The organism is Pseudomonas lalkuanensis, assembly GCF_008807375.1.
Taxonomy (GTDB): Bacteria; Pseudomonadota; Gammaproteobacteria; order Pseudomonadales; family Pseudomonadaceae; genus Metapseudomonas; species Metapseudomonas lalkuanensis.
In genome coordinates, this window is sequence record NZ_CP043311.1 from 4,231,115 (window position 1) to 4,254,250 (window position 23,136).

Genomic DNA, 23,136 nt, shown 5'->3' on the forward strand with positions numbered 1-23,136 from the left:
CACAGCGCATGCCAGATTCGTCCTAAAACACAAGATATTGTGTTAGCTTGCGACGCCATCGACAGCACCGCCAGACCTCGAAAACCGTCCATTCGGCGGCGACGAACGGCGGAGCCTAGAGCCACCGGGCCTTTGCCTCCGTTACCCCGCAGTCACCCACAAATCACCCACAAGTTATCCACAGGCTAGATGTTGTGGCTCGCCTTGCAATACCCCCAACAGCGCATTATCTTGTACCCCCATCGAGCTCAGCCCCTACATATAGGGGTAAGGGCGTACCACCGGACACTAACTAGAATCAAGCGCTAAGGGCTTTTTCCGAGCCTGACCACCGGTGTGTCACAAGCGGTATTTCACCCACCAGACGCCTTAGGCGAATGGTGCCGGCCCAGGACACAAAGAACGTGACTGGGGGCCGGAAGCGGGTGAGGCGTCAACAGCGCCCACCACTAGGTATTGTGGTTGTCACGGATCTTTAACACCGTGGCGATTGACTTGTAGGGCCAGGAAGGCACTTGAGTCCTGTCCTTCTGCCCCGAAGCACCACGTGTTCACGCCCGGCGCCGTTGCCGTGCGTATTGCGTTGTGAAAAGGGAACGAAGGCGATTCAGGCGCCCTTAGATAAATCAGAACATGGAGAACCCCATGCAGACCGACACCACTCGCGAGAACCCGCAGGCCGCCGCGCCGCAGGCAGCAGATTCCAATCAGGATCTGGCCGCCACCGCGCCCGGCCAGCTGCGCGTGATCAAACGCAACGGCACCGTAGTCGCCTACACCGACGACAAGATCACCGTTGCCATCACCAAGGCGTTCCTCGCTGTGGAAGGCGGTACTGCCGCAGCTTCTTCGCGTATCCATGAAACCGTCGCCCGCCTGACCGAGCAGGTCACCGCGACCTTCAAGCGCCGCATGCCCTCCGGCGGCACCATCCACATCGAAGAGATCCAGGACCAGGTCGAACTGGCCCTGATGCGTGCCGGCGAGCAGAAAGTCGCCCGCGACTACGTGATCTACCGCGAGTCCCGCGCCCTGGAACGCTCCAAGCGCAGCGCCGGCGCCGAAGTCGCCCAGCCGCACCCGAGCATCCGCATCACCCGCGCCGACGGCAGCCAGCAGCCGCTGGACATGGGCCGCCTGAACACCATCATCAGCGAAGCCTGCGAAGCCCTGGCCGAAGTCGACGGCGCGCTGATCGAGCGTGAAACCCTGAAGAACCTCTACGACGGCGTAGCCGAGAAGGACGTCAACACCGCCCTGGTGATGACTGCCCGTACCCTGGTAGAGCGCGAGCCGAACTACTCCTACGTCACCGCCCGCCTGCTGATGGACACCCTGCGCGCCGAAGCGCTGGGCTTCCTCGGTGTTGCCGAGAGCGCCACTCACCACGAGATGGCCGACCTCTACGCCAAGGCCCTGCCGGCCTACGTGGAAAAAGGCGTCGAGTTCGAACTGCTCGACCCGCAACTGAAGACCTTCGACCTGGAAAAACTGGGCAAGGCCATCAACCACGAGCGTGACCAGCAGTTCACCTACCTCGGCCTGCAGACCCTGTACGACCGTTACTTCATCCACAAGGACGGCATCCGCTTCGAACTGCCGCAGGTCTTCTTCATGCGCGTGGCCATGGGCCTGGCCATCGAAGAGAAGCAGAAAGAAGAACGCGCCATCGAGTTCTACAACCTGCTGTCCTCCTTCGACTACATGTCGTCGACCCCGACCCTGTTCAACGCCGGTACCCTGCGTCCGCAGCTCTCCAGCTGCTACCTGACCACCGTTCCGGACGACCTGTCGGGCATCTACAGCGCCATCCACGACAACGCCATGCTGTCCAAATTCGCTGGCGGCCTGGGCAACGACTGGACTCCGGTACGTGCACTGGGCTCCTACATCAAGGGCACCAACGGCAAGTCCCAGGGCGTGGTTCCGTTCCTGAAAGTGGTGAACGACACCGCCGTCGCCGTCAACCAGGGTGGCAAGCGCAAGGGCGCCGTCTGCGCCTACCTGGAAACCTGGCACCTGGACATCGAAGAGTTCATCGAGCTGCGCAAGAACACCGGTGACGATCGCCGCCGTACCCATGACATGAACACCGCGAACTGGATTCCGGACCTGTTCATGAAGCGCGTGTTCGACGATGGCCAGTGGACCCTGTTCTCGCCGTCCGAAGTACCGGACCTGCACGACCTGACCGGCAAGGCCTTCGAAGAGCGCTACGAGTACTACGAAGCCCTGACCCAGTACGGCAAGATCAAGCTGTTCAAGACCATCCAGGCCAAGGACCTGTGGCGCAAGATGCTCTCGATGCTGTTCGAGACCGGCCACCCGTGGCTGACCTTCAAGGACCCGTGCAACCTGCGCAGCCCGCAGCAGCACGTGGGCGTGGTCCACAGCTCGAACCTGTGCACCGAGATCACCCTGAACACCAACAAGGACGAGATCGCGGTCTGCAACCTGGGTTCTGTGAACCTGGTGAACCACATCGTCGATGGCAAGCTGGACACCGCCAAGCTCGAGAAGACCGTCAAGACCGCAGTACGCATGCTCGATAACGTCATCGACATCAACTACTACTCGGTTCCGCAGGCTCGCAACTCGAACCTCAAGCACCGTCCGGTTGGCCTGGGCATCATGGGCTTCCAGGACGCTCTGTACCTGCAGCACATCGCCTACGGTTCCGACGCGGCCATCGAGTTCGCCGACAAGTCCATGGAAGCGGTGAGCTACTTCGCCATCCAGGCTTCCTGCGACCTGGCCGATGAGCGCGGCGCCTACGAGACCTTCGACGGCTCCCTGTGGTCCAAAGGCATCCTGCCGCTGGACTCCCAGCAGATCCTGATCGAGGCCCGTGGCCAGAAGTACATCGACGTCGACCTGACCGAGTCCCTGGACTGGGCCCCGGTTCGCGAACGCGTCAAGAAAGGCATTCGCAACTCGAACATCATGGCCATCGCGCCGACCGCGACCATCGCCAACATCACCGGCGTATCGCAGTCCATCGAGCCGACCTACCAGAACCTCTACGTGAAGTCGAACCTCTCCGGCGAGTTCACCGTGATCAACCCCTACCTGGTTCACGACCTCAAGGCTCGTGGCCTGTGGGACCCGGTCATGGTCAACGACCTGAAGTACTACGACGGCTCCGTGCAGCAGATCGAGCGCATCCCGCAAGACCTGAAAGACCTGTACGCCACCGCCTTCGAAGTCGAAACCAAGTGGATCGTCGACGCCGCCAGCCGCCGTCAGAAGTGGATCGATCAGGCCCAGTCCCTGAACCTCTACATCGCCGGCGCCTCGGGCAAGAAGCTGGACGTGACCTACCGCATGGCCTGGTACCGTGGCCTGAAAACCACCTACTACCTCCGCGCCCTGGCCGCCACCAGCACCGAGAAGTCGACCATCAACACCGGCAAGCTGAACGCCGTATCGGCAGGCGGCAGCGACACCCTGCAAGCCGCTCCGGCTGCCGCGCCGGCACCGGCTCCGGTGCCCAGCGCGTGCTCCATCGATAACCCCGACTGCGAAGCCTGCCAATAAGACTGCTTCCCCCTCTCCTCAGGGAGAGGGCACTTCCCTCCCCTCTCCCGCTTGCGGGAGAGGGGCCGGGGGTGAGGGTAAAAAGATTCAACAGCCACACCCACAAACCGGGTGTGCACAGGCCAGGGCAAACCACCGCCCCGTCCTTGATCCAACGCTTTCGCGTGCATCCATCCACGCACCCAAACACCCAGGCCGGCACAGACCGGTCCGCAGACCAGGAGAGGAACAATGCTCAGCTGGGACGAATTCGACAAAGAAGACCCCACCGAAGCCAAGGCAGCCCCCGCCGTCGCCCAGGCCGCAGCCAAGAACATCGACAAGCTCGACGACGAAGCCGCCGGCTCCGTTGAAGACGCCCGTGCCGTATCGGCCGACGACTCCGACGCCGTCGCCCGCGCCAAGAAGGCCCTCGACGCCCTCGACATCCAGGAAGGCCTGGACGACCTCGAAGGCTCCGCCGCGCGCGTGCAGGTTGGCGACAAGCAGATGATCAACGCCCGCGCCGACCTCAACCAGCTCGTACCTTTCAAGTACGACTGGGCCTGGCAGAAGTATCTGGATGGTTGCGCCAACCACTGGATGCCGCAGGAAGTGAACATGAACGCCGACATTGCCCTGTGGAAGAGCAAGGACGGCCTGTCCGAAGACGAGCGCCGCATCGTGATGCGCAACCTCGGCTTCTTCTCCACCGCCGACTCCCTGGTTGCCAACAACCTGGTGCTGGCCGTGTACCGCCTGATCACCAACCCCGAATGCCGCCAGTACATCCTGCGCCAGGCCTTCGAAGAGGCGATCCACACCCACGCCTACCAATACTGCATCGAGTCGCTGGGCATGGATGAAGGCGAGATCTTCAACATGTACCACGAGATTCCGAGCGTCGCGAAGAAAGCGTCCTGGGGCCTCAAGTACACCCGCTCGATCTCCGACCCCGAGTTCAAGACCGGCACCCCGGAGACCGACCGCCAGTTCCTGCGCAACCTGATCGCCTACTACTGCGTGCTGGAAGGCATCTTCTTCTACTGCGGCTTCACCCAGATCCTCTCCATGGGCCGCCGCAACAAGATGACCGGCACCGCCGAGCAGTTCCAGTACATCCTGCGTGACGAGTCCATGCACCTGAACTTCGGCATCGACGTGATCAACCAGATCAAGATCGAGAACCCGCACCTGTGGGATGCCCAGATGAAGGACGAAGCCACCCAGATGATCCTCCAGGGCACCCAGCTGGAAATCGAATACGCTCGCGACACCATGCCGCGCGGCGTACTGGGCATGAACGCGGCCATGATGGAGGACTACCTCAAGTTCATCGCCAACCGCCGCCTGACCCAGATCGGCCTGAAAGAGGAATACCCGGGCGCGACCAACCCGTTCCCGTGGATGTCCGAAATCATGGACCTGAAGAAAGAAAAGAACTTCTTCGAAACTCGCGTCATCGAGTACCAGACCGGCGGTGCGCTGAGCTGGGATTGAGTCCGGGTCAAGACATTAGGAAAACATAAACGCTTTGCCTGAAATGGAAGTTCGGGGTAGCGATAGAAAGACCAAAGCCCCGCCTAGTGCGGGGCTTTTTTATGGATCTGATTCAGCATGGCGCACGTACTCATGGCGTCCGTCGATCAGTCCTCATCCGTTAACTTGCCGCCAGTTCTGGGCCAAACAAGGGAGCTGCCACATGATGTCCACCACGCACGCAAGCATCGTAGGCCTTTCGCTAGCCATGTGCGCTTGTGTCTCGCAGCCAGTGGCTCCCACGTCGTATGACGAAATTTACAATTCGTACGTGCAAGGCCATATGGAGATGCTGCGTACGCATGCACCCTGGATGACAGAAGCCGAAACACAAGCGCATGCCCAAGCCCAGGCTGCAGAAGTGATCAAAAGCCTGAAGGCGCAAAAGCAACTCGGTGAAGTCGTCCCACCCATCATGATTCCTTTGCCACCGCCCCCCTCGACAAATGCGGCTAGTACTGTGGAGACACCCTCACTCCCTCAGCAAAGTCTTGCGGCTGTCGTAACGGCACGGCAACCAGAATCCGCCATCCAGCCCCCTGCTCCAATAGCCGAACGCGCTCTAGCCGATCAGGAAGTCACTCCACCCATCCCCCTTCCGAAGACAGTTGAAATGCAACCTGCTCCGGCGATTGCACTCACGGAGCCGGCCAAAAGTGAGGACCAATCCACTCTTGCAGGCACCTATGTCATCGAGGATGGGAGTTACTCAATCACGATCGAGGAAGAAAGCGGCAATGTGGTTGTCGTCGAACCCAACAAGCGCTCGATCTATGAAAGGCAAGGTGATGGCAGTTACCAGTTCTACAACTCGAACACGGGTTCAACATTCTCTCTGCGCTTTCTCGACAAACGCACAGTGGAAGCTGATCGTGTTCCATCCGAGGGCACACCCAGCATCTTGAAGCGCGTGGACACGCCGGCTGCCAATAGGGCCTTGGAAATGAACGAAACATATGCCGCTGTTGCCCGGCGCTACAGTGAGATGGCCCAGACAGACCCAAGCAACGCGCAGGCGTGGACAATGTGCTCTGCCGTCGCGTTTAAGCGCAGCCTGTCCGATGGGGAAGACTTCTCACGCTATGCCATGCAGATGTCGGAAACCCTCAAGGTCATCCTTGAGGACACTGGCAACCCCTGTTCCGATGCGATTCCCAACGAATACTGGTAGTGAGCGAGCCTGTAGGCACTCGACGCTCAGGCTTGCGTAGGGTGGATGACGCTCTTCTCATCCACCACCCTCCGGGGCACAAGGCCCAAAGACTCAGGAGGAGTCATGTCCAACTACCGCCGTGCACCGATGCCGGGCGGCACGTACTGCTTTACCGTCAATCTGCGCGACCGTCGCGACGATCTGCTGGTACGTGAAATAGACCTGCTGCGCACCGTGGTCCGCTCGGTCAAACAACGTCACCCGTTCCATATCGATGCCTGGGTTGTGCTGCCCGAACATATGCACTGCCTCTGGACGCTGCCTCCCGGCGACATGGCGTTTGCGGATCGTTGGAAGGCGATCAAATTCGCCTTCTCGAAACGCTTGTCGAATGGCGAATCACGCACCTATCCCCAACACGCCCGTGGTGAACGGGGAATCTGGCAGCGCCGCTATTGGGAACACCTGATTCGCGACAACCTCGATTACCAGCGGCACTTCGATTACATCCACTTCAATCCGGTCAAACATGGTCATGTGCAATGCTTGCGGGATTGGCCGTATTCGAGTTTTCACCGAGCGGTGCGGGATGGGATTTATCCGGTGGATTGGACGGGGAATGCTTTGGAGAACGATGCGGGTAATTGGGGTGAATGAGCGGGGGATTGGCTCTGCTTGGTGGATGAAAAGAGCGTCATCCACCCTACGTGGCTTCACGGTAAAAGGGTAAAAGGGGACAAGGGTAAAAGGGGACAGATTTATTTTAGTTACTCTAATTAACCTCACGAGCCACGCATCTCCATGCGAGCAGATAGAGCTAGAGCAGAGAAACAAACCTATCCCCATTTCTTCCAGAAAAATTTAATCCTTTCCCTTTTTCACTGCCTCCCAGGTAGCGCGATTGCAGTGGATCAATGGCGAATGCCACCAAGCCATTCAGGTGCGGAAGTAAGGCTATTTAAAATCTTCGGCCAGATAGTTTCAGCCGCATCGCGAGAGAACATTCTGAAGTGCCCTACTTCATTTAGACCAACCTCTTCCGGAGATATACTAAGCAAGGACGAATGACTTGCTTCGCTATAGTAGTCAGCCACCTCAGCGACCGTACTCAAAGGCGCCATCGCATCGTCGCTGAATGAAATAGCTGTAAGAACTCCTCTGAATCTTCGGTAACCTTCCCGATTCAATTCAAAATCAGCCTGAATGTAACCTGGGGTTTTTACCCATTGCTGCCAACGACAAATCACTCTCCGTGGAATGTTCTCACCGGCCCCAATCTTTTTTGCAGGAAAGTACCCAAACACCGGAACAAGGAGGGGAATCAGAATGTATACATACATGCCGAGCAGGGCCTTGATTCGGTGCCCAAAACCACCCATGTAACCGCTTTGCGCGGAAACAAGCACAATCTTGTCCAACAGATTAATAGCGGGAGACACTCCGAGCGTAGCCCCGCCAAAACTATGCCCGATACAGCACAGCGGCACATTCGGATAGTTCAGTCGTAGCCAGAACAAAATTGCGCTGAGATCCTGACTAAGCCAAGTATCCACATCAATCCTGTCCATGTCCGCCTTCGATACCGAATTGAGGCCTAGACCACGATGATCGAAAGTCACGGCACAGCACCCTTGGGAAGCAAGCCAGCGTGCGAATGATTGATAGAATACGGAATTTATCCCGAGACCACCGCAAATGAGCACCACTTTCTTGGTCTTCTTTTGGCACGGCTTGAACAGGCGTATAAATAAATTACCTGTTCCATAGACATCAACCTTTTCGACACGCATTCAAACCACCTCCGGTTCACAGAGGGGGTTCCGATTCCTCGGATGGTACTTTGACCAAACAAACTGACTAAAATAAGACTCTGCCACTTCAGTCCAAATTCGAAGCCCATCAGGAAACTGCAAGATGCGCTTCGCATTAACCAAAATCCATGAAATTATTGCTTGGCTATCACGGCATTTCCCGCTCTCACCGGATGTACAGCACTTTGTGGCAGTCTTCATATCAGCGGAGTAGGCGTTGAACAATGGAAGCACAGGAGCACCTGACGCTATTCTCTCGCCATTATCGACACAATCGATACTCACACTGGGGCACTCATCGTAACCAAAACAACCCCACTCCGTACGCCCTTTAATAAGCGCCTCCAAGTAATAAGGATGGCTAGCCACGGCTTCCGGGTATTTCTGCTTCAGCATTAGCACAACTTCCAGCAATGCTGATTCAGTATCATCCTTCAATATTTCAAGACCACCATAGTCAGCATAATAATTAAATAGCACCCTGTTACCATTATCAGCAATCCTGCGCACGGTCTCTTCCATATAAGGGATACCTTCACGCGTGATGGCATATACAAACCCTGCACGATCGTCATGCCTATAATTCTTCAATGCCCTATCAAACAGACCAGTGAAGGTCTTTCCATTCGGACCAATGGCTCGGAGGTCATCATCCAGAGGTCCACCGCCGAATAGAGATATCGCTATCGTCAGGTTCTCAAACCCATCATATGGAATCTTCTTCAGTCCATTGGTCGAAACCGTGACCATAGGCATGTATTCCAGGAACAACTTCACACGCTCTAGGAACATTGATGGTTCTCCCCCAATGAGCAGAGGCGCATTTATTCCACGATCAGCTTCCTCTTGAACCCGAGTTCGCCATACGTCAATATCATCCAGTTCGCGTACCCGGGAATCAAAATCAAATTCAAAAAACCAACATCCCTTGCACCGTAGATTGCATTTGTTAGTCAAGTGATACAGGGAAGAGCGCATATTTTTCGCCTCTTGCCGTACCGCCCTGAATCTTCTCAGGAGTTCTTCACGATCTTGCATGGCTTCACCTCAAAATCTGTGGGCGACGCAAGAAAATCACCAATTCAAATAAGCGACAAGAGGTCCAACTCAGCCAACCAAAACACCCACCCCAAAACAACACAAACAATCAGAAACCACCTACATCACAAATCAATATTCACCTCAACAAATGCAGAATCAGGCACGTTTCGTACAACCCACTAGCAGGTCCACATACCTTCGTAAGAAAACACTTACAACAAAAATGAAAAAATCCACTCCCACGCATACACTTCGTTAATTCCAAACAATCTCCGTCCTAACCCAAGTGATAAAAGTGGACAAATTGATTTTTGCTTCTCGATTTCGCTCACGCGCCACAATCTCTATACGCGCCGATAAAACCGGAGCAGAAAGTAAATCTGCCCCCGCTTCTCTGGGATTTATCCGATCGATTGGGCGGAAATTGCGTCAGAAGACGACGCAGGAACTTGTGGCGAGTGAGTAGGGGATTGACTCTGCTTGGTGGATGAAAAAAGCGTCATTCACCCTACGCGGCTTCACGCCTTCCAATCAGCCAAATCCCACGCTGCAACTGCATTGCCGCTTCCCTGCTCCGCCCATAGCCTCTGTCCCCGGCGCCTAAGAAACGCTTACCCACGTAGCGGCCAGACCGCTCCCGATAGTTCAGCGGCTTTTTTGTGCCTGCGGCATACTCGCGCACGCTCAAAACCTCTGCTCTGTCGGGAGTGGGCTAATACAAGACCTGAAAGGGGAATACGCCCGGCCTTCTACGTGGGTTTCTTAACTCCCGACGCCAACAGCCCTAAGAAAGCTGTCCAAATCACGTAGAGGTAATGGATATGCCCGAGTTCCCCCAGTTTCACCCCGCCCCTCCCCCGCACGCCGAAGTCCTGATGCCCGCCACCTTCATTCGCCACAAGCGCCAGTTGCGCGCGGTGCTGCTGGATGAAGAACCCTGGTTTTCCGCCTGCGACCTTGCCCGGTTGATCAACCACGCGCCGCTGCCCGAACGGGTGTCACGCAACCTGGATGAAGACCAGTTGCAGCGCGTCTGGATGCGCAACAGCCATGGCGACTTCGAGCAGGAACTGCTGATCAGCGAGTCCGGCGTCTACGCCGTGCTGATCCTCTACTACCACCCGGAAAATCGCTGCATCCGCCAATGGCTGACCCGCGAGGTGATTCCTCGTCTACGGGAAGAGGAACGCTTCGACGGCAGAGGCCCTTACCGGGAAGTGATCCAATGGCGGGAGCGGAACTTGGAAGTGCTGCACTGGCAGGGCAAGGCATGGTTGTATCTCGGCGATTGCCCGGACCTGCTCCAGCGCCCGCCGATTGTGATCGGCTGATCTGAAGCGGTGCTCAGCAAGCGGGACGATGCCCACCGCGACAAGGGTGATGGGTTTCGCTCCGCTCTACCCATCCTACGAATCGGGTTCAGACGTTCGCCGCGCCCGTAGGATGGGTGGAGCTTGCGATACCCATCAGCTCTCCCTTGCTCGTGCCCTACCCAGCTTCTCCGCTCCCCAGCGGCCCACGTCCCAGAAAATCAGCCAGCGCCTGCAAGCGGCGGCGGGTCGCGTGGGCGAAGAGCAATTGAGCAAGCGGGTCGAGCAGCAGACCAACCCAACTCGGGCGCAGCTTCAGGCCGAAACTGTAGATGAGTTCCGACTGCCCCGGACCAATGTCGCGGTGGCGCATGGAGGCGTTCCAGTCCTGGAACATCCCGGATGGCTCCACCAGCAGTGCCGCAGCCACCTTGCCGGGCTGGTAATTGACGAAACGGGTACGCATGGAGAAGAGGCGCTTCCAACCTCGTCCCCGGTTGAAGGAAATGGCGCCAATGCTGGGGTGGCTCGCTCCGGTTTCCACATAAGCGCCGGACAGCAAAGTGTCCCAGTGCAAGCGAAGGTGATGGTTGTGGAACGCCTCGAAGGTATCGGCGGCAGAGGCTGGCATGACAAGGCTGATGGTGCGGCGGCTCACGTGACGGCCCCTGAGATTCCGATTCTGCCTCAGCCTAGAACAGCCAAACACGCACGGATAGGTGCCGCACAACTCCGATGCCCGCGGCTTCGGGTGCCGAATCGATTAGAGGATTTACCGCCCTGAACCATTACAGGACGAAAGATTCGAGCCCCTTAGGATGAATTTCGCTCCTCTGCGCAACGCCACACGACTCTTTTTTGCGGCTGCAGGGCGATTCGTAGGCCACAAGGATCAAAGTGTGATAGTGGCAGCCGGATAGAACAAAACATTGAGCACGAAGAGGATCATCCAGAAGCCGATCTCCAATGTTTCGGTGATTGGTTGGATACGTTTGATGGCGCCATATACATGCACGACAAACATCAGCGTGAACACCAGAAAAAGAATATCGAAGGCGTAGCTGTAACTGGTGCCAGTCGTGACAGAGCGCAACATGGTTATTTCAACGATGAGGATAAAGGCGCCAAGACATCTACCAAAATAAATAGCCAGGTGCTGATGTTCCGGAATGATCCAGCGCATGGCTCTGGCCCAGGCTAGCGGGGCAACAAATATGGGCAGAGCAAAAAACAGCGTGGTCACGATCATCAGGGTGGTGATGTATTCCTTGCTGTATTGCGCGTAGTAACCAAGCATCACAGAACTCCTTGTTCCGCAGCCACAAGAGGGCATTGCTGGACAGTTATTGTTATTTCCGATGGGTTTGCGGCGGCAAGAATTGTAATGACGGATCACATGCGTCAAGCGCACGAAGTAAAACCGCTACCAAAGAACGCAACAGGTGCAATAAGGATTACTACGCAAGTGCAACTTTCCTGCGGCAATCGGACGCCTGAGCGGCCAGCTCAAGGGTGTGGCGAAACCCAGACTGCAGCCGTGGTTACGACGTATCGCAGGAACACGCAAATGCCCATCGGCAGGCCCTTTCGCCCGCTCGTTCCATCCCTCAGGTGAGGCAGCAATCGCCGATCTACCCTCTGGTTGTTGGCGCCCCACCGGAGTGAGAAGCGATGAACACGAACGACAAGCCGAACCTCGACAAACTCAGCCGGAAACCCATCGATCCTTCAGAGCCAACGCCGTCCGCCCGGGGCAAGGCTCGGTTCCACATCGAAACGCGTAGCAGCGCTGATCGGCAGGCCAGTGGAATGGATCGGGCGCCTCACCATGAGGAACGAACCCCATAGTGTTCCCATTGATGGGATTCGCTTCGCGCCCCCATCCTACGAGCTCCCCCCCAAGTCACGTCCGCCAGGCGAGGTCACGCAAAGCCCCGTGCCAGCACGATGTCGAACACGCCCCGGCGCAACTCGCCGTCCTGTTCCAGCTCGATGGTGTTGGTGGTCCGCTCGTGGGCCCAGGGGTCGCCGGCGATGAAAGGGTCGCCCTTGAAGTAGAGCTGCAGGGTCACGGGCACATGAAGCGCCTCCATGACCCGGAAGTGGATGTGCGCGGGCCGCATCAGCCCGCCGTACTTTTCCAGTCCCGGCAGGTTCGGCGGCACGGGATAGCGGCCCGGCATCACGGTCTCGATGCGGTACTTGCCCTGGGCGTCGGTGTAGAGCATGCCGCGCAGGCGGAATTTGCCCTTGTCGGTGTAATTGCCGGGGGTTTCGGTGTCGTACAGGCCGGCGCCATTGGCCTGCCAGACTTCCACCAGCGCGTTCGGGACCGGCGTGCGGCAATCGGAACTGAACACGGTGCCCGTCACCACCAGGCGCTCGCCCGGTTCCTCGGGCCCGGCCAGCTTCGACTGGAACGGCGCGCCGAAGCGGTAGTAGGGGCCGAGGATGTCGCCCTGGGTAATCGGGCAGCCTTGCTGGGCGAAAGCCGACCTTGCCAGCAGTCCACCGCCCAGCAGCACCATGCCGCCGCCCAGGAAATGACGCCGCGACATGCCCGCCAATGGATGCTTGTCCACACCCGCCTCCTCCCGGTCAGTACCCGGTGCCAATGACGACGGCACGCCAGACTTCCCGGACGACGAGGCGTGTGCCTGATGAGTCTAGCCATTGGCCAGCACCCCACCAGGCCGATTGGTCGATTTGCATATACAGTCGGGCAGACTCTCCTTGCCTGGCTGCCACCTTGCCCGTCAGCCCCTCCAATCGTCCGCTCGTTCCATCCCCCAAGTACGGGGAAAAACCCCGATCTACCCTCAGTTCAGAAGTCGATCCAGCGGAGCACAGCGATGAACACTGACGACAAACTGAACCTCGACGAAATCAACCTTGAACCCATTGCGCCAGCTGCAGCGGCGCCGTCTTCCCGAGGTAAAGCAGTGTTCAAGATCGATACCCGTGGAGGGGGTGATCGGCGCAAGGGCACTGATCGTCGTCAGTCGATCCGCTTCGAACAGGACCGCCGCCAGGTCGAGCGGCGCGCGAAGAGCAGCGATCCCTGGAGCCACAGCGCCGATCTCTGATCACCGTCGGCCCATGGCCTTCCCTGAAGGACGCAATAGATGTCACGCAGCGGGCTTTGCGTAGCCCGCTGCTTCGGAACATTCCCTCCAGAACCACGATGTCCCGGGCCCGCCTGGCTCCTTTCATTCCGGCGGATGGTCCAGCGCTCCGTCTGCATTTAGACGATCTGCATCAAAACTCGTACTTTCTGAACCCAAAAGCCAAGAGCGCGAGGCGACACTGCCTCCACGCCCAACGCATACCGCGTGGGATCAGCGGGAGATAACCCATCAACGGCTCGAATGTGACCAGTAGCTGACGCCCCCCTGGCGTGAGGGGCACGGAACAACGACTCGGTTGTTTTCACGCAGATTGCACCTTGAACCATCGTCCCCCGGCCACTCGACCAGACGCACCGGGACGCCCCTAGCCAAGTTACGGGAAGCCAGACACATGAACACCTTGAACATCACCGGCAATGCCAACACCGCTCAGTCGAACAACCTGTCCCTCGGGGCTTTCACCACCGCAATCGGAACCTATGGCATCTACTTCGCCCTCGCCGTCATCTACTTCTGGTTCGGCGGCATGAAGTTCACGCAGTACGAAGCAGAGGGGCTGGTTCCCCTCGTGAGTAACAGTCCGCTGCTGGGCTGGCTCTACGACCTGTTCAGCGTGCGGACGTTCTCCACCCTGCTTGGTTTCCTCGAGGTGTCCATCGGCCTCTTGATTGCGGGGCGGTTGCTGTCGCCGAAGCTTTCGCTGGTGGGTGGTGCCCTCTCCGCCGGGCTGTTCTTCACCACACTGAGCTTCATGTTCTCGACGCCCGGTGTGATCGAACCCAGCGTGGGACTCCCGGGAATCAGCGTTGCGCCGGGCCAATTCCTCCTCAAGGACCTGGGATTGCTCGCCGCTTCCATCTTCGTCGCCGGCCACTCCCTGAGCCGCCTGGAAACCCGCTGAGTGCCAGCTTGCAGAAGGGCCTGGACGCGCCATCGCGTTCAGGCCCTTTGCATTACCGCCGGCCAACACATTGCCGACGTCCAAGTGAGCTGTTAAAAGCGGAATCGACATTCAGAAAATCGATACCGCCATGAGCGAAAGTGACAAATCGAATACCCGCCTGTTCGACCTCGACCTGCTCCGGGCCATCGTCACGGTGGCCGACTGCGGCAGCTTCACCACGGCCGCCACCCGCCTGCACTCCACCCAATCCACCATCAGCCAGAAGATCCGCCGCCTGGAGGAAATGGCCGGGCATCGCCTGCTGGAGCGTGGCAACCGCGACGTGCTGCCCACCGATGCCGGCGAGACATTACTGGGCTATGCGCGCCGCCTGCTGGCGCTGAACGACGAGATGGTGGAGGCGCTGTCCGGGGCAACCGTGGCGCTGACGGTGCGCATCGGCGTGCCGGATGACTTCGCCAGCGGACGCACCACCGAGCAGTTGGCTGCCTTCAACCGGCGCTACCCGCAGGTGAAGCTGGAAGTCACCAGCGGCCTCAGCCGCGACCTTTCCGCCAGTTACGACCGTGGAGAGCTGGACCTGGTCCTGCTCAAGCAACGCCAGAACAGTCGTGAAGCGGTGGCCTGCTGGCCGGAGAAGACGCGTTGGGTGGACAGCGCGAAGAACCCTTGCATCGACCTCGACCCCCTGCCCATCGTCACCTTTCCGCCGCGCGGGGTGTACCGCGACGAGATGATCGCCGCCCTGGAAGCCGTGGGCCGGCGCTGGCACATCAGCTTCACCAGTTCGAGCCTCTCCGGCATCCAGTCGGCCATCGCCGACGGCATGGGCATCGGCCTGCTGCCGCTGCGCGCGGTGACGGCGGGCCACGCGGTGGTAGCGAAGAACACCGGCCTGCCGTCAGTGGATGTGTTCGAGGTAGCGCTGCTGCACCGCCCCGCAGCGGACCCGATGGTGAAGGAACTCGCTCGCGTGCTTTCGCGGGTTCTGGCCCAGGACACACGGGCCTGAGCGGTGTCGATCTCGCATTTGAAAACCGAATATGGCGGATTCCAACATTTAATTTGTGCATGAACCCGTCGCTGGATATGGTGGTTCCCAGCGACGGCCAGCGCCCCCGGTGGCGCACCGATCTGCACGAATTGTTCGACCTGGCGCCGCGCGCCAGGCAGCAAGACAACAATGAGGAAATACCCCATGGCCAAATCCACCTATTACGCGCCGCACGGCGGGCACCCGGCACAGACCGAGCTGCTCACCGACCGCGCGATGTTCACCGAAGCCTATGCCGTGATCCCGAAGGGCGTGATGCGTGACATCGTCACCAGCCACCTGCCCTTCTGGGACAACATGCGCATGTGGGTCATCGCCCGCCCGCTGTCCGGTTTCGCCGAAACCTTCTCCCAGTACATCGTCGAGCTCGCCCCCAACGGCGGCAGCGACAAGCCTGAGCAAGACCCGAACGCCGAAGCCGTGCTGTTCATCGTGGAAGGCGAACTGAGCCTGACCCTGCAGGGCCAGGTCCACACCATGCAGCCGGGTGGCTACGCCTTCATTCCGCCGGGCGCCGACTACAAGGTGCGCAACACCTCCGGCCAGCACACCCGCTTCCACTGGATCCGCAAGCACTACCAGAAAGTCGACGGCGTACCACTGCCGGAAGCCTTCGTCACCAACGAGCAGGACATCCAGCCGCTGGTGATGCCGGATACCGAAGGCCGCTGGAGCACCACCCGCTTCGTGGACATGAGCGACATGCGCCACGACATGCACGTGAACATCGTGAACTTCGAGCCGGGCGGCGTGATTCCCTTCGCCGAGACCCACGTGATGGAACACGGCCTGTACGTTCTGGAAGGCAAGGCGGTGTATCGCCTGAACCAGGACTGGGTCGAAGTGGAAGCCGGTGACTTCATGTGGCTGCGCGCCTTCTGCCCGCAGGCCTGCTACTCCGGCGGCCCTGGTCGCTTCCGCTACCTGCTGTACAAGGATGTGAACCGTCACATGCGCCTGACCCTGAACCAGCCGCACTGATGATTCACCTCGACGGGAGCCTTAGGGCTCCCGTTGTCGTTTCTGCCTTTCTGAAGCGACCGCTGTTGGTGGGCTGAAGCGCAACGCCGCCCGCCCCCCTACAGATATCCCACCCCCATCTCGTCCTCCCTCGTAGGGACGAATTCATTCGCCAAACAGGCCGTAGGCCTTCCGTAGGAAGGGGCAGCATTTTTTCGTAGACCAGTCGGATCTATCGGGGAATGCGAATGGTGAATCGTTGAAGCGTGATCCACCCCGTGACGCTGGCAAGGTCCACACGGGCTCGGCCGTCGGGTCGGTTGGACGCGGCGCATGAAATAGAAAGCGGACGCAGGATCAATGACCGGATATAGCCCCGCTGAATCTGCCGGGTGACGCGCCCGACGAACTTCACTCGGATTCGCTTGGCGCCACGGAACCGCCCGGTCATAAATCTGTCGCATACCCTGACCTGGCCCTGGGCCGGTGAATCCAGCACATCGACAAGGAGGTTGACCCCATGGCCAAGGATTTTCTGCTCGGCCCGGTTCTTTCGTTTCGTGGCCTGGGCGAGAACGACACCTGGAAGGTGACGGCGCTGATCGGCATCAAGCCGGGCGCGCCGGAACCGCTGTTGCAGGTCGAGGGTCGGGATTGCCCGGCGCCGACGCAACTGCTCGCCACGCGCAAGGCGCGCTACCTGCGCTACGACCTGTCCTGCCAGCAGCAGAAGGCCGAGCGCCGGGTCGGGTACGGCGTCGCGGGCGGGCCGGTGTGGCATTTCACGGTGCCCGGCAAGCATCTCGCCCCACGTATGGCCTATGTGTCCTGCAACGGTTTTTCCGACCCCACGGTGATGCGCAGCCATGTGAGCCAGGCCAATGCCGTGTGGGAGGACCTGCTCTACAGCCATGACAAGCTGGTGCGCATCCGGAATCCCGGGCCCGGCGACAAGCTGCTGGACAAGGAGCAGCTCTGGCACGAGGTGCGTATCCACGACAAGGGACTGCAGCGCTTCCATCTGCTGTTGATGGGGGGCGACCAGATCTACTTCGACTCCATCTGGCACCAGCTCGACGAGTTGAAGAAGTGGATCGGCCTGTCCCGGGACCAGCAGCTGAACTTCTCCGTTTCCAAGGTGCTGGACGAGAAGATCGCCGCCTATTACTTCGATCTCTACGCCGAGCGCTGGCTGCCGCCGGGCCGCCGCCCCTGGGGTAGCGAGCCCAACCGAGACGCCGCCGACGCCATGGCGCGGATACCGACGGTGATGATGTGGGACGACCATGACATCTTCGACGGCTGGGGCTCCTACACACCGGAAATGCAGCGCTCCCCGCTCTTCCAGCGCCTGTTCCACCATGCCCGGCGCGCCTTCTGGGTGTTCCAGATGCAGCAGGTGCTGGACGACCTGCCGGCGCTGACGGACAGCACTCCCACCGGTTTTTCCCAGCAGGACCCGCTGTACGCCGCCATCTCCTGGAAACAGCGGCTGGCCGGGGACCCGCTCGCCCTGCCGCTGCTGGACGGCCAGCCGGGCTACACCTGGGCATTTCGCGCCGGCCCGCTGGCCATTCTGGTGGCCGACCTGCGCACCGAGCGCTCGCGCACCCAAGTCTTCGGCAGCTCCACTTGGAGCCGGCTCAAGGAATGGCTCAACGGCCTGGAGGACAAGGGCGAGTTCCACCACCCCGGGACCCGCTGCCAGCATCTGCTTCTGATGTCTTCGGTGCCGGTGGTGCACCCCAAGCTGACCTTGGCCGAGACTGCGCTGGACGGTTTCGGCCAGGACCACGTACTGGACAGCAGCGCCGACGATCTCAAGGACCACTGGTCCCACGACGACCACGAGGGCGAGCGCACGCGGTTGCTGGAAGTGCTGTTCGACACCGCCCGGAGCAAGAAGGTACGGGTGACGCTGTTGTCAGGCGACGTGCACGTGGCGGCCCGGGGCGGCGCCTTCCGTCGCGATCAGCCGGCCAGCGAGGGCTGGGGGCTGATTCCGCAGTTCACCGCCTCGGCGGTGGTGCATCCGTCCCTCAAGGGCTGGCTGGAGCAGTTGTTCCTCGCCACCCTGAACAAATGCGCACGCACGCCGCAGCAGGCGGGCCCGCAGTACCAGGTGGAAATGATGCTGTTCCCAGGTCACAACCAGTACGTGATGCCGGCGCGCAACTGGCTGGCGCTGGAGCTGGAAGAGGCCCACGATGCCAAGCTCTGGGCCACCTGGCGCTGCGAGGGGGAGAAGATGTTCTCCAACCACCTGCACACCGTGCCACCGGTGCGCTAGGGCCGGGAAGCGGGACGCCTAGGGCGCCCCGAACATCGCCGTCCAGTAGATACCCGCATCGCTTTTCGGGTCTACCGCGTAGGCGGCGCCCAGTTCGCGGAACTGCGGGTTCATCAGATTGGCGCAGTGCCCGGGGCTGGCCAGCCAGCCTTCCACCACCTTGCTGGCGCTATCCAGGCCGGCGGCGATGTTCTCGCCGATCACCTGGGCGGTGTAGCCGGCCAGTTCGGCGCGGTCGCCGGGGGTACGGCCGTCGCGGTCCTTGTGGTCGAAGAAGTTCTGGTTGGCCATGGCCCGTGTGTGCTCCTGGGCGGCACCGGCAAGGGTGGCGTTCCAGGTCAGCGGACCTGCGGCGGAGAAGGACTGGGAGCCGCACTGGCGAGCCTGGGTCCGGGCTGTGTTGATCTGCTCCAGCAGCTTCTGCCCTTCCACCTGCCAGTCGCCCAGGCCACCGGCCAACAGCGGCCGCGCCAGCACGATGCGCCAGTCCTGGCCCTCGCGGCTGACGCCGACATCGACGAACTGCGGGTCCAGCACCACCTGGCAGAAGCTTTCCCGCAAGGCCTTCATCGCCGCCTGCGCATCGCGCGGGCCGGAAAGGTTGACCGCCTGCACGTTGACCAGCGGATAGGCCGTGCGCGTCAGCGCCTGTTGCAGGTCGCCGATGCTGCCGGCCGGCAGGATCAGGCGCGGGTCGGGCTTGAGCGGAGGCAGCTCCATCGAGGCCTGGCCGGCGCAGGGCTGCGCTTGGCTGCGATAGGCGTTGATGGACTCCACCAGCTGCGTCTCTTCACTGGCGACTGCGCTGCTGGCGAGCGCCACGCCCAGTGAAAGCGCGGCAAGACGCAGAACGGATGACATGACCTCCATGGAAACCTCCCTCGAACTGACTGCGCCCAATGATGCGCGATTCCGCCCCATCCTGTGCACTCTCCGTGGCAATTGGCGGCGAGCAGGTCGGCTCTTCACCCTACAACGCCCTGGATAAGGCTTTGTTACCCAGTGCCGCGCTCGGGTTCCCCACTCCGGCAATAACCCGCTGCGCAAGCAGCGGGCGAGTCCTCCACCGTGCACAAGGCAGCCCCCTTTTGCCTGATCTGGACCGTAGGTTGCGCAGCACACCCCACCGTCAGCCTGATGCCGGGCTCATTCCTCGATCACACCCTCTCCACCCCGCACCTCGGCATCCCGATACACTCCCAGCTCCGGGTCGAAGCTGCGGATCAGCACCTGCGGCTTTTCGGTGCTGACGCGGGGCAGCTGGGCATCGCGGAACTGGTGGTATTCGGGCACCACCACAAAAGGCTGCGGCGGCAGGTCGGCGAACCGCCGGGGTGGCGCTGAGACATAGGGTTGCAGGGGCCCACTGGGATAGTAGGTGGTGCCCAGGCAAGGCCCGACCCCGTAATACGGGTCGCCATGGCCGGTGGCCCAGGCGCCTGGTACGGCCAGGAACAGCAGCAGGATTCCGAGGCGTCCCATGACGGTGCCCTCCACGGTGAATCCCCCAAGGGGATCACTTATAGCACCCGTTCCGCACCCGCCACGCTGCCAGCGGTCCAATGCCTCGTCGTCGCCGATCCAAGGGGTGATCCGCCATGTCCCGCTCCCGCACGCTGCTCCTCGCGCTCGTCGGCACCCTCGCCTACCTGGGGCTGGCCGTCCTCGGCCGGGGCGGGTTCATGGCCTTCTTCAGCCAGCCGCCGCTGGTGGCACTGACCCTGGTGCTGTTCGTTCTCTCCGGCCTGGCCCTTTTCACTCGCGGCAACCTCAGCAGCGGTGTGCGCGAGGACCGGCGCAATCGCTGGGTGTTGCCTGTGTTCGGCATCATCGGCCTGCTCAGTGCCTTCCTCCCCGCCTACACCGACCGCCTGGACGTCTGGACCTTCGGCGGCGACGGCTTGCGCTGGCTCGGTGTGTTCCTGTTCGCCGTGGGCGGCGCACTGCGGATGTGGCCGGTGTTCGTACTGGGTAATCGTTTCAGCGGCCTAGTGGCCATCCAGCCCGGCCACGAACTGGTGACAGATGGGATCTACGGCATGATCCGCCACCCCAGCTATCTGGGCCTGATGGTTGCGTCCATAGGCTGGGCCCTGGCCTTCCGCTCCGGCGTCGGCCTGGCCCTGGTGGCGCTGACGTTGCCGCCGCTGCTGGCGCGTATCCAGGCTGAAGAAGCACTGCTGCGCACGGAGTTCGGCGAAGAGTACGAGGCCTATTGCGCGCGCACGTCGCGGTTGATTCCCGGCCTCTACTGAGCCATTCGCTCCATGCGGGTCCGGATGCCGTTGCGCCAGGTGCGAGGGCTGCCTCACGACCTCAGCCATCCAGCCTGAAGCGCGCCCTGTAGTCGCTTGGCGTTACCCCCAGACGCCGCAGGAAGGCACGGCGGAAGCCATCGACATTGGCGTAGCCCACTTCGTCGGCCAGGCGCTTCAGGGGAAGGTCCGACTCCTCCGCCAGGCGTCGGGCGGCGTCGATACGGGCCAGTTCAACGAACTCCGCGGGGGTGGATCCAGCCTCCTGCTTGAAAACCCGAGCGAAATTGCGCTCGCTCATGCCGGCACGGGAGGCCAGTGCCGGTACGCTGAGGTCGTCCTTCAGATGCGCCAGTACGTGGTCCTGGATCGCGCGAATGGCCGAGCGTTCGGCGGTCTGCGCCGCCAGGTGGGCGCTGAACTGCGACTGCCCGCCGGGGCGCTTGAAGAACATCACCATCTCCCGCGCCACCCGCAAAGCGAGCTCGCGTCCGTGGTCTTCCTCCACCATCGCCAGCGCCAGGTCCATGCCTGCGGTGACGCCAGCGGATGTGTAGAGGTTGCCGTCCTTGACGTAGATGCTGTCGGCCTCGACCTGGGTGTCAGGGTTCTCCTCGGACAGGCGCGCGCTGCTGTTCCAGTGGGTGGTCACGCGACGCCCACGCAGCATGCCGGCGGCGGCAAGCACGAAGGCGCCGCTGCACACCGAACCGATGCGCCTGACCGACCCGGCCTGCTGGCGCAGCCATTGCTGCAGTGCCGGGTTATGGGCGATGTCGTCGACGAAGGGGCTGCCCGCCACCAGCAATGTATCGAGCTTGCCCTTGTGGGTCGCCACGGTGGAGTCCACCGCCAGGCGCAAGCCGCTGCTGCCCTTGAGCAGGCCAGGCTCGGTGCCTATCACCTCAACCCGGTAGGCACGGGGATTACCCAGTTGCTTCGCCGCCTCGGCGAAGACATCGGCCGGGCCGACGATGTCGAGCAATTGCACGCGAGGAAAGGCCAGCAGGGCGATGCGCATGGGAGATGTCCGTCACTGTCGAAAGGTTGGCCGAATATGTCGGAACAAGACTATTCAAGCCAAATCCAGCTTGGCAGAAACTAACTTCAACGACAAATCCAGCCCAATGGAGTCTGCCATGAACACCGTATTCATTCCCCCGCTCGAAGCCGCACAGGCCAAGCCGGCAAGCACCCCGTCGATCAAGAACCTCCCGGTCAACCTGTTCGGCTCCGTGATGGGCCTGGCCGGTCTGGGCCTGGCTTGGCGCCTGGCCCACCAGTACTTCGGCGTGAGCCCCGTGATCGGAGAAGCCATCGGCCTGTTCGCCGCGCTGGTATTCGTCGTACTGGCCGCCGGTTACCTGGTCAAAGTGGCGCGTCATCGGCAGGCAGTCGTCAGCGAGTTCGCCCATCCCATCGCCGGCAACTTCTTCGGCACCATCGTCATTGCCATCCTGTTGCTGTCGGTGGTCGCGGGCCCCTATGACGAAACGCTGGCCCAGGGGTTGTGGACCCTTGGCAGCGTACTGACGGTGGCGCTCGCTGGCCTGGTGCTGTCGCGGCTGTTCAAGGGCAGGCAGGACCTGCAACACGCCGTGCCGGCCTGGCTGATTCCGGGCGTCGCCACCCTCGATATCGCCGTCACCGGCGGCCACATGCCCATGGCCTGGGCGGCCGAGCTGAATCTCTTCGCAATGGCGGTGGGTGCGGCCCTGGCGCTGATCTTCTTCACCAGCATCTTCCCGCGTCTGGTGCACCAGGAGCCGCTGGCCAAGGCCATGGTGCCGTCGCTGATGATCCTGGTGGCGCCGTTCGAAGTCGGCTTCCTGGCCTATGCCAACCTGTTCGGGATCGACCGTTTCGCCGCCCTGCTCTTCTACTTCGGGCTGTTCCTGGCCGCGGTCCTGGGCTTCAAGGTGTTTCGCCGCGACGTACCGTTCGCCCCGTCCTGGTGGGCCATCAGCTTCCCCCTGGCGGCGCTGGCCAACGCCGCCCTGAAGTACGCACACGTACAGGGCAGCCCGCTGCTGCTGGTGATCGCCTGGTCCATCCTGCTGTTCCTCAGCGTGGCCCTGGCGGTACTGACCTGGAAGACCCTGGGCAGCCTGGTGCGCGGCAAGCTGCTCGCCGGCTGAAGTTCCTTCCCCGCTTCACGAGCCCTTCGGGGCTCTT

At 60.9% G+C, this 23,136-nt stretch carries 20 protein-coding genes; 12 read left to right on the forward strand and 8 right to left on the reverse strand.

Features of this window, described 5'->3' with window-relative positions; translation table 11 throughout:
• The first annotated feature begins 645 nt into the window (after window positions 1-645).
• From FXN65_RS19695 to FXN65_RS19710, 4 genes are all read left to right on the forward strand, one after another.
• Window positions 646-3,537, forward strand: a complete 2,892-nt coding sequence (locus tag FXN65_RS19695) for a ribonucleoside-diphosphate reductase subunit alpha (RefSeq protein ID WP_151135557.1) — start codon at window positions 646-648, stop codon at window positions 3,535-3,537.
• Between the two features lie 231 nt (window positions 3,538-3,768).
• A complete protein-coding gene (locus tag FXN65_RS19700; protein ID WP_028628950.1) occupies window positions 3,769-5,016 on the forward strand; it encodes a ribonucleotide-diphosphate reductase subunit beta in 1,248 nt (415 codons plus the stop codon).
• Between the two features lie 322 nt (window positions 5,017-5,338).
• A complete protein-coding gene (locus FXN65_RS19705) occupies window positions 5,339-6,226 on the forward strand; it encodes a hypothetical protein (RefSeq protein WP_151135559.1) in 888 nt (295 codons plus the stop codon).
• A 105-nt stretch (window positions 6,227-6,331) separates the two neighbouring features.
• Entirely contained in the window at window positions 6,332-6,865 is a 534-nt protein-coding gene (locus FXN65_RS19710; protein WP_151135561.1) for an REP-associated tyrosine transposase, read from the forward strand.
• 254 nt (window positions 6,866-7,119) lie between these two features.
• On the opposite strand, the gene FXN65_RS19715 is transcribed toward FXN65_RS19710, so the two are convergent.
• On the reverse strand, window positions 7,120-7,998 hold the full coding sequence (locus tag FXN65_RS19715; RefSeq protein ID WP_151135563.1) for an alpha/beta hydrolase family protein: 879 nt from the start codon (window positions 7,996-7,998) through the stop codon (window positions 7,120-7,122).
• Window positions 7,999-9,057, reverse strand: a complete 1,059-nt coding sequence (locus tag FXN65_RS19720) for a radical SAM protein (protein ID WP_151135565.1) — start codon at window positions 9,055-9,057, stop codon at window positions 7,999-8,001.
• Between the two features lie 878 nt (window positions 9,058-9,935).
• On the opposite strand from FXN65_RS19720, the gene FXN65_RS19725 reads away from it, so the two are divergent.
• Window positions 9,936-10,391: a BRO-N domain-containing protein gene (locus tag FXN65_RS19725; protein WP_244620686.1), complete on the forward strand. Its 456-nt coding sequence runs from the start codon at window positions 9,936-9,938 to the stop codon at window positions 10,389-10,391.
• Window positions 10,392-10,548: 157 nt separating this feature from the next.
• On the opposite strand, the gene FXN65_RS19730 is transcribed toward FXN65_RS19725, so the two are convergent.
• The 3 genes from FXN65_RS19730 to FXN65_RS19740 all read right to left on the reverse strand — a co-directional run bounded on the left by FXN65_RS19730 (window position 10,549) and on the right by FXN65_RS19740 (window position 12,952).
• Window positions 10,549-11,028 (reverse strand): hypothetical protein, encoded by a 480-nt coding sequence (locus FXN65_RS19730; RefSeq protein ID WP_151135569.1) that lies wholly within the window; start codon window positions 11,026-11,028, stop codon window positions 10,549-10,551.
• Window positions 11,029-11,262: 234 nt separating this feature from the next.
• Window positions 11,263-11,667 carry a hypothetical protein gene (locus FXN65_RS19735; RefSeq protein WP_151135571.1) on the reverse strand — a complete coding sequence of 135 codons (405 nt, stop codon included), beginning with the start codon at window positions 11,665-11,667 and terminating at the stop codon, window positions 11,263-11,265.
• A gap of 625 nt (window positions 11,668-12,292) precedes the next feature.
• Window positions 12,293-12,952 (reverse strand): dioxygenase family protein, encoded by a 660-nt coding sequence (locus FXN65_RS19740; protein ID WP_151135573.1) that lies wholly within the window; start codon window positions 12,950-12,952, stop codon window positions 12,293-12,295.
• Between the two features lie 270 nt (window positions 12,953-13,222).
• On the opposite strand from FXN65_RS19740, the gene FXN65_RS19745 reads away from it, so the two are divergent.
• From FXN65_RS19745 to FXN65_RS19765, 5 genes are all read left to right on the forward strand, one after another.
• Window positions 13,223-13,456 (forward strand): hypothetical protein, encoded by a 234-nt coding sequence (locus FXN65_RS19745; RefSeq protein WP_151135575.1) that lies wholly within the window; start codon window positions 13,223-13,225, stop codon window positions 13,454-13,456.
• A gap of 433 nt (window positions 13,457-13,889) precedes the next feature.
• A complete protein-coding gene (locus FXN65_RS19750; protein ID WP_151135577.1) occupies window positions 13,890-14,399 on the forward strand; it encodes a YkgB family protein in 510 nt (169 codons plus the stop codon).
• A 130-nt stretch (window positions 14,400-14,529) separates the two neighbouring features.
• Window positions 14,530-15,414 (forward strand): LysR family transcriptional regulator, encoded by an 885-nt coding sequence (locus FXN65_RS19755; RefSeq protein WP_151135579.1) that lies wholly within the window; start codon window positions 14,530-14,532, stop codon window positions 15,412-15,414.
• A 186-nt stretch (window positions 15,415-15,600) separates the two neighbouring features.
• Window positions 15,601-16,437 (forward strand): bifunctional allantoicase/(S)-ureidoglycine aminohydrolase, encoded by an 837-nt coding sequence (locus tag FXN65_RS19760; protein WP_151135581.1) that lies wholly within the window; start codon window positions 15,601-15,603, stop codon window positions 16,435-16,437.
• Window positions 16,438-16,936: 499 nt separating this feature from the next.
• Window positions 16,937-18,706 carry an alkaline phosphatase D family protein gene (locus tag FXN65_RS19765; protein WP_151135583.1) on the forward strand — a complete coding sequence of 590 codons (1,770 nt, stop codon included), beginning with the start codon at window positions 16,937-16,939 and terminating at the stop codon, window positions 18,704-18,706.
• An 18-nt stretch (window positions 18,707-18,724) separates the two neighbouring features.
• On the opposite strand, the gene FXN65_RS19770 is transcribed toward FXN65_RS19765, so the two are convergent.
• Together FXN65_RS19770 and FXN65_RS19775 are read right to left on the reverse strand one after the other, a co-directional pair.
• Complete coding sequence (locus tag FXN65_RS19770) at window positions 18,725-19,576, reverse strand: CAP domain-containing protein (protein WP_151135585.1); 852 nt, start codon at window positions 19,574-19,576, stop codon at window positions 18,725-18,727.
• Window positions 19,577-19,852: 276 nt separating this feature from the next.
• Window positions 19,853-20,188, reverse strand: coding sequence for a hypothetical protein (locus FXN65_RS19775; RefSeq protein ID WP_151135587.1), 336 nt, complete (start codon window positions 20,186-20,188; stop codon window positions 19,853-19,855).
• Window positions 20,189-20,304: 116 nt separating this feature from the next.
• On the opposite strand from FXN65_RS19775, the gene FXN65_RS19780 reads away from it, so the two are divergent.
• Window positions 20,305-20,961, forward strand: a complete 657-nt coding sequence (locus FXN65_RS19780) for a methyltransferase family protein (RefSeq protein ID WP_151135589.1) — start codon at window positions 20,305-20,307, stop codon at window positions 20,959-20,961.
• Window positions 20,962-21,022: 61 nt separating this feature from the next.
• Here the strand turns inward: FXN65_RS19780 and FXN65_RS19785 are convergent, their stop codons facing one another.
• Window positions 21,023-21,982, reverse strand: a complete 960-nt coding sequence (locus FXN65_RS19785) for a GlxA family transcriptional regulator (RefSeq protein WP_151135591.1) — start codon at window positions 21,980-21,982, stop codon at window positions 21,023-21,025.
• Between the two features lie 118 nt (window positions 21,983-22,100).
• On the opposite strand from FXN65_RS19785, the gene FXN65_RS19790 reads away from it, so the two are divergent.
• Window positions 22,101-23,099, forward strand: coding sequence for an SLAC1 anion channel family protein (locus FXN65_RS19790; RefSeq protein WP_151135593.1), 999 nt, complete (start codon window positions 22,101-22,103; stop codon window positions 23,097-23,099).
• Window positions 23,100-23,136 lie beyond the last annotated feature (37 nt).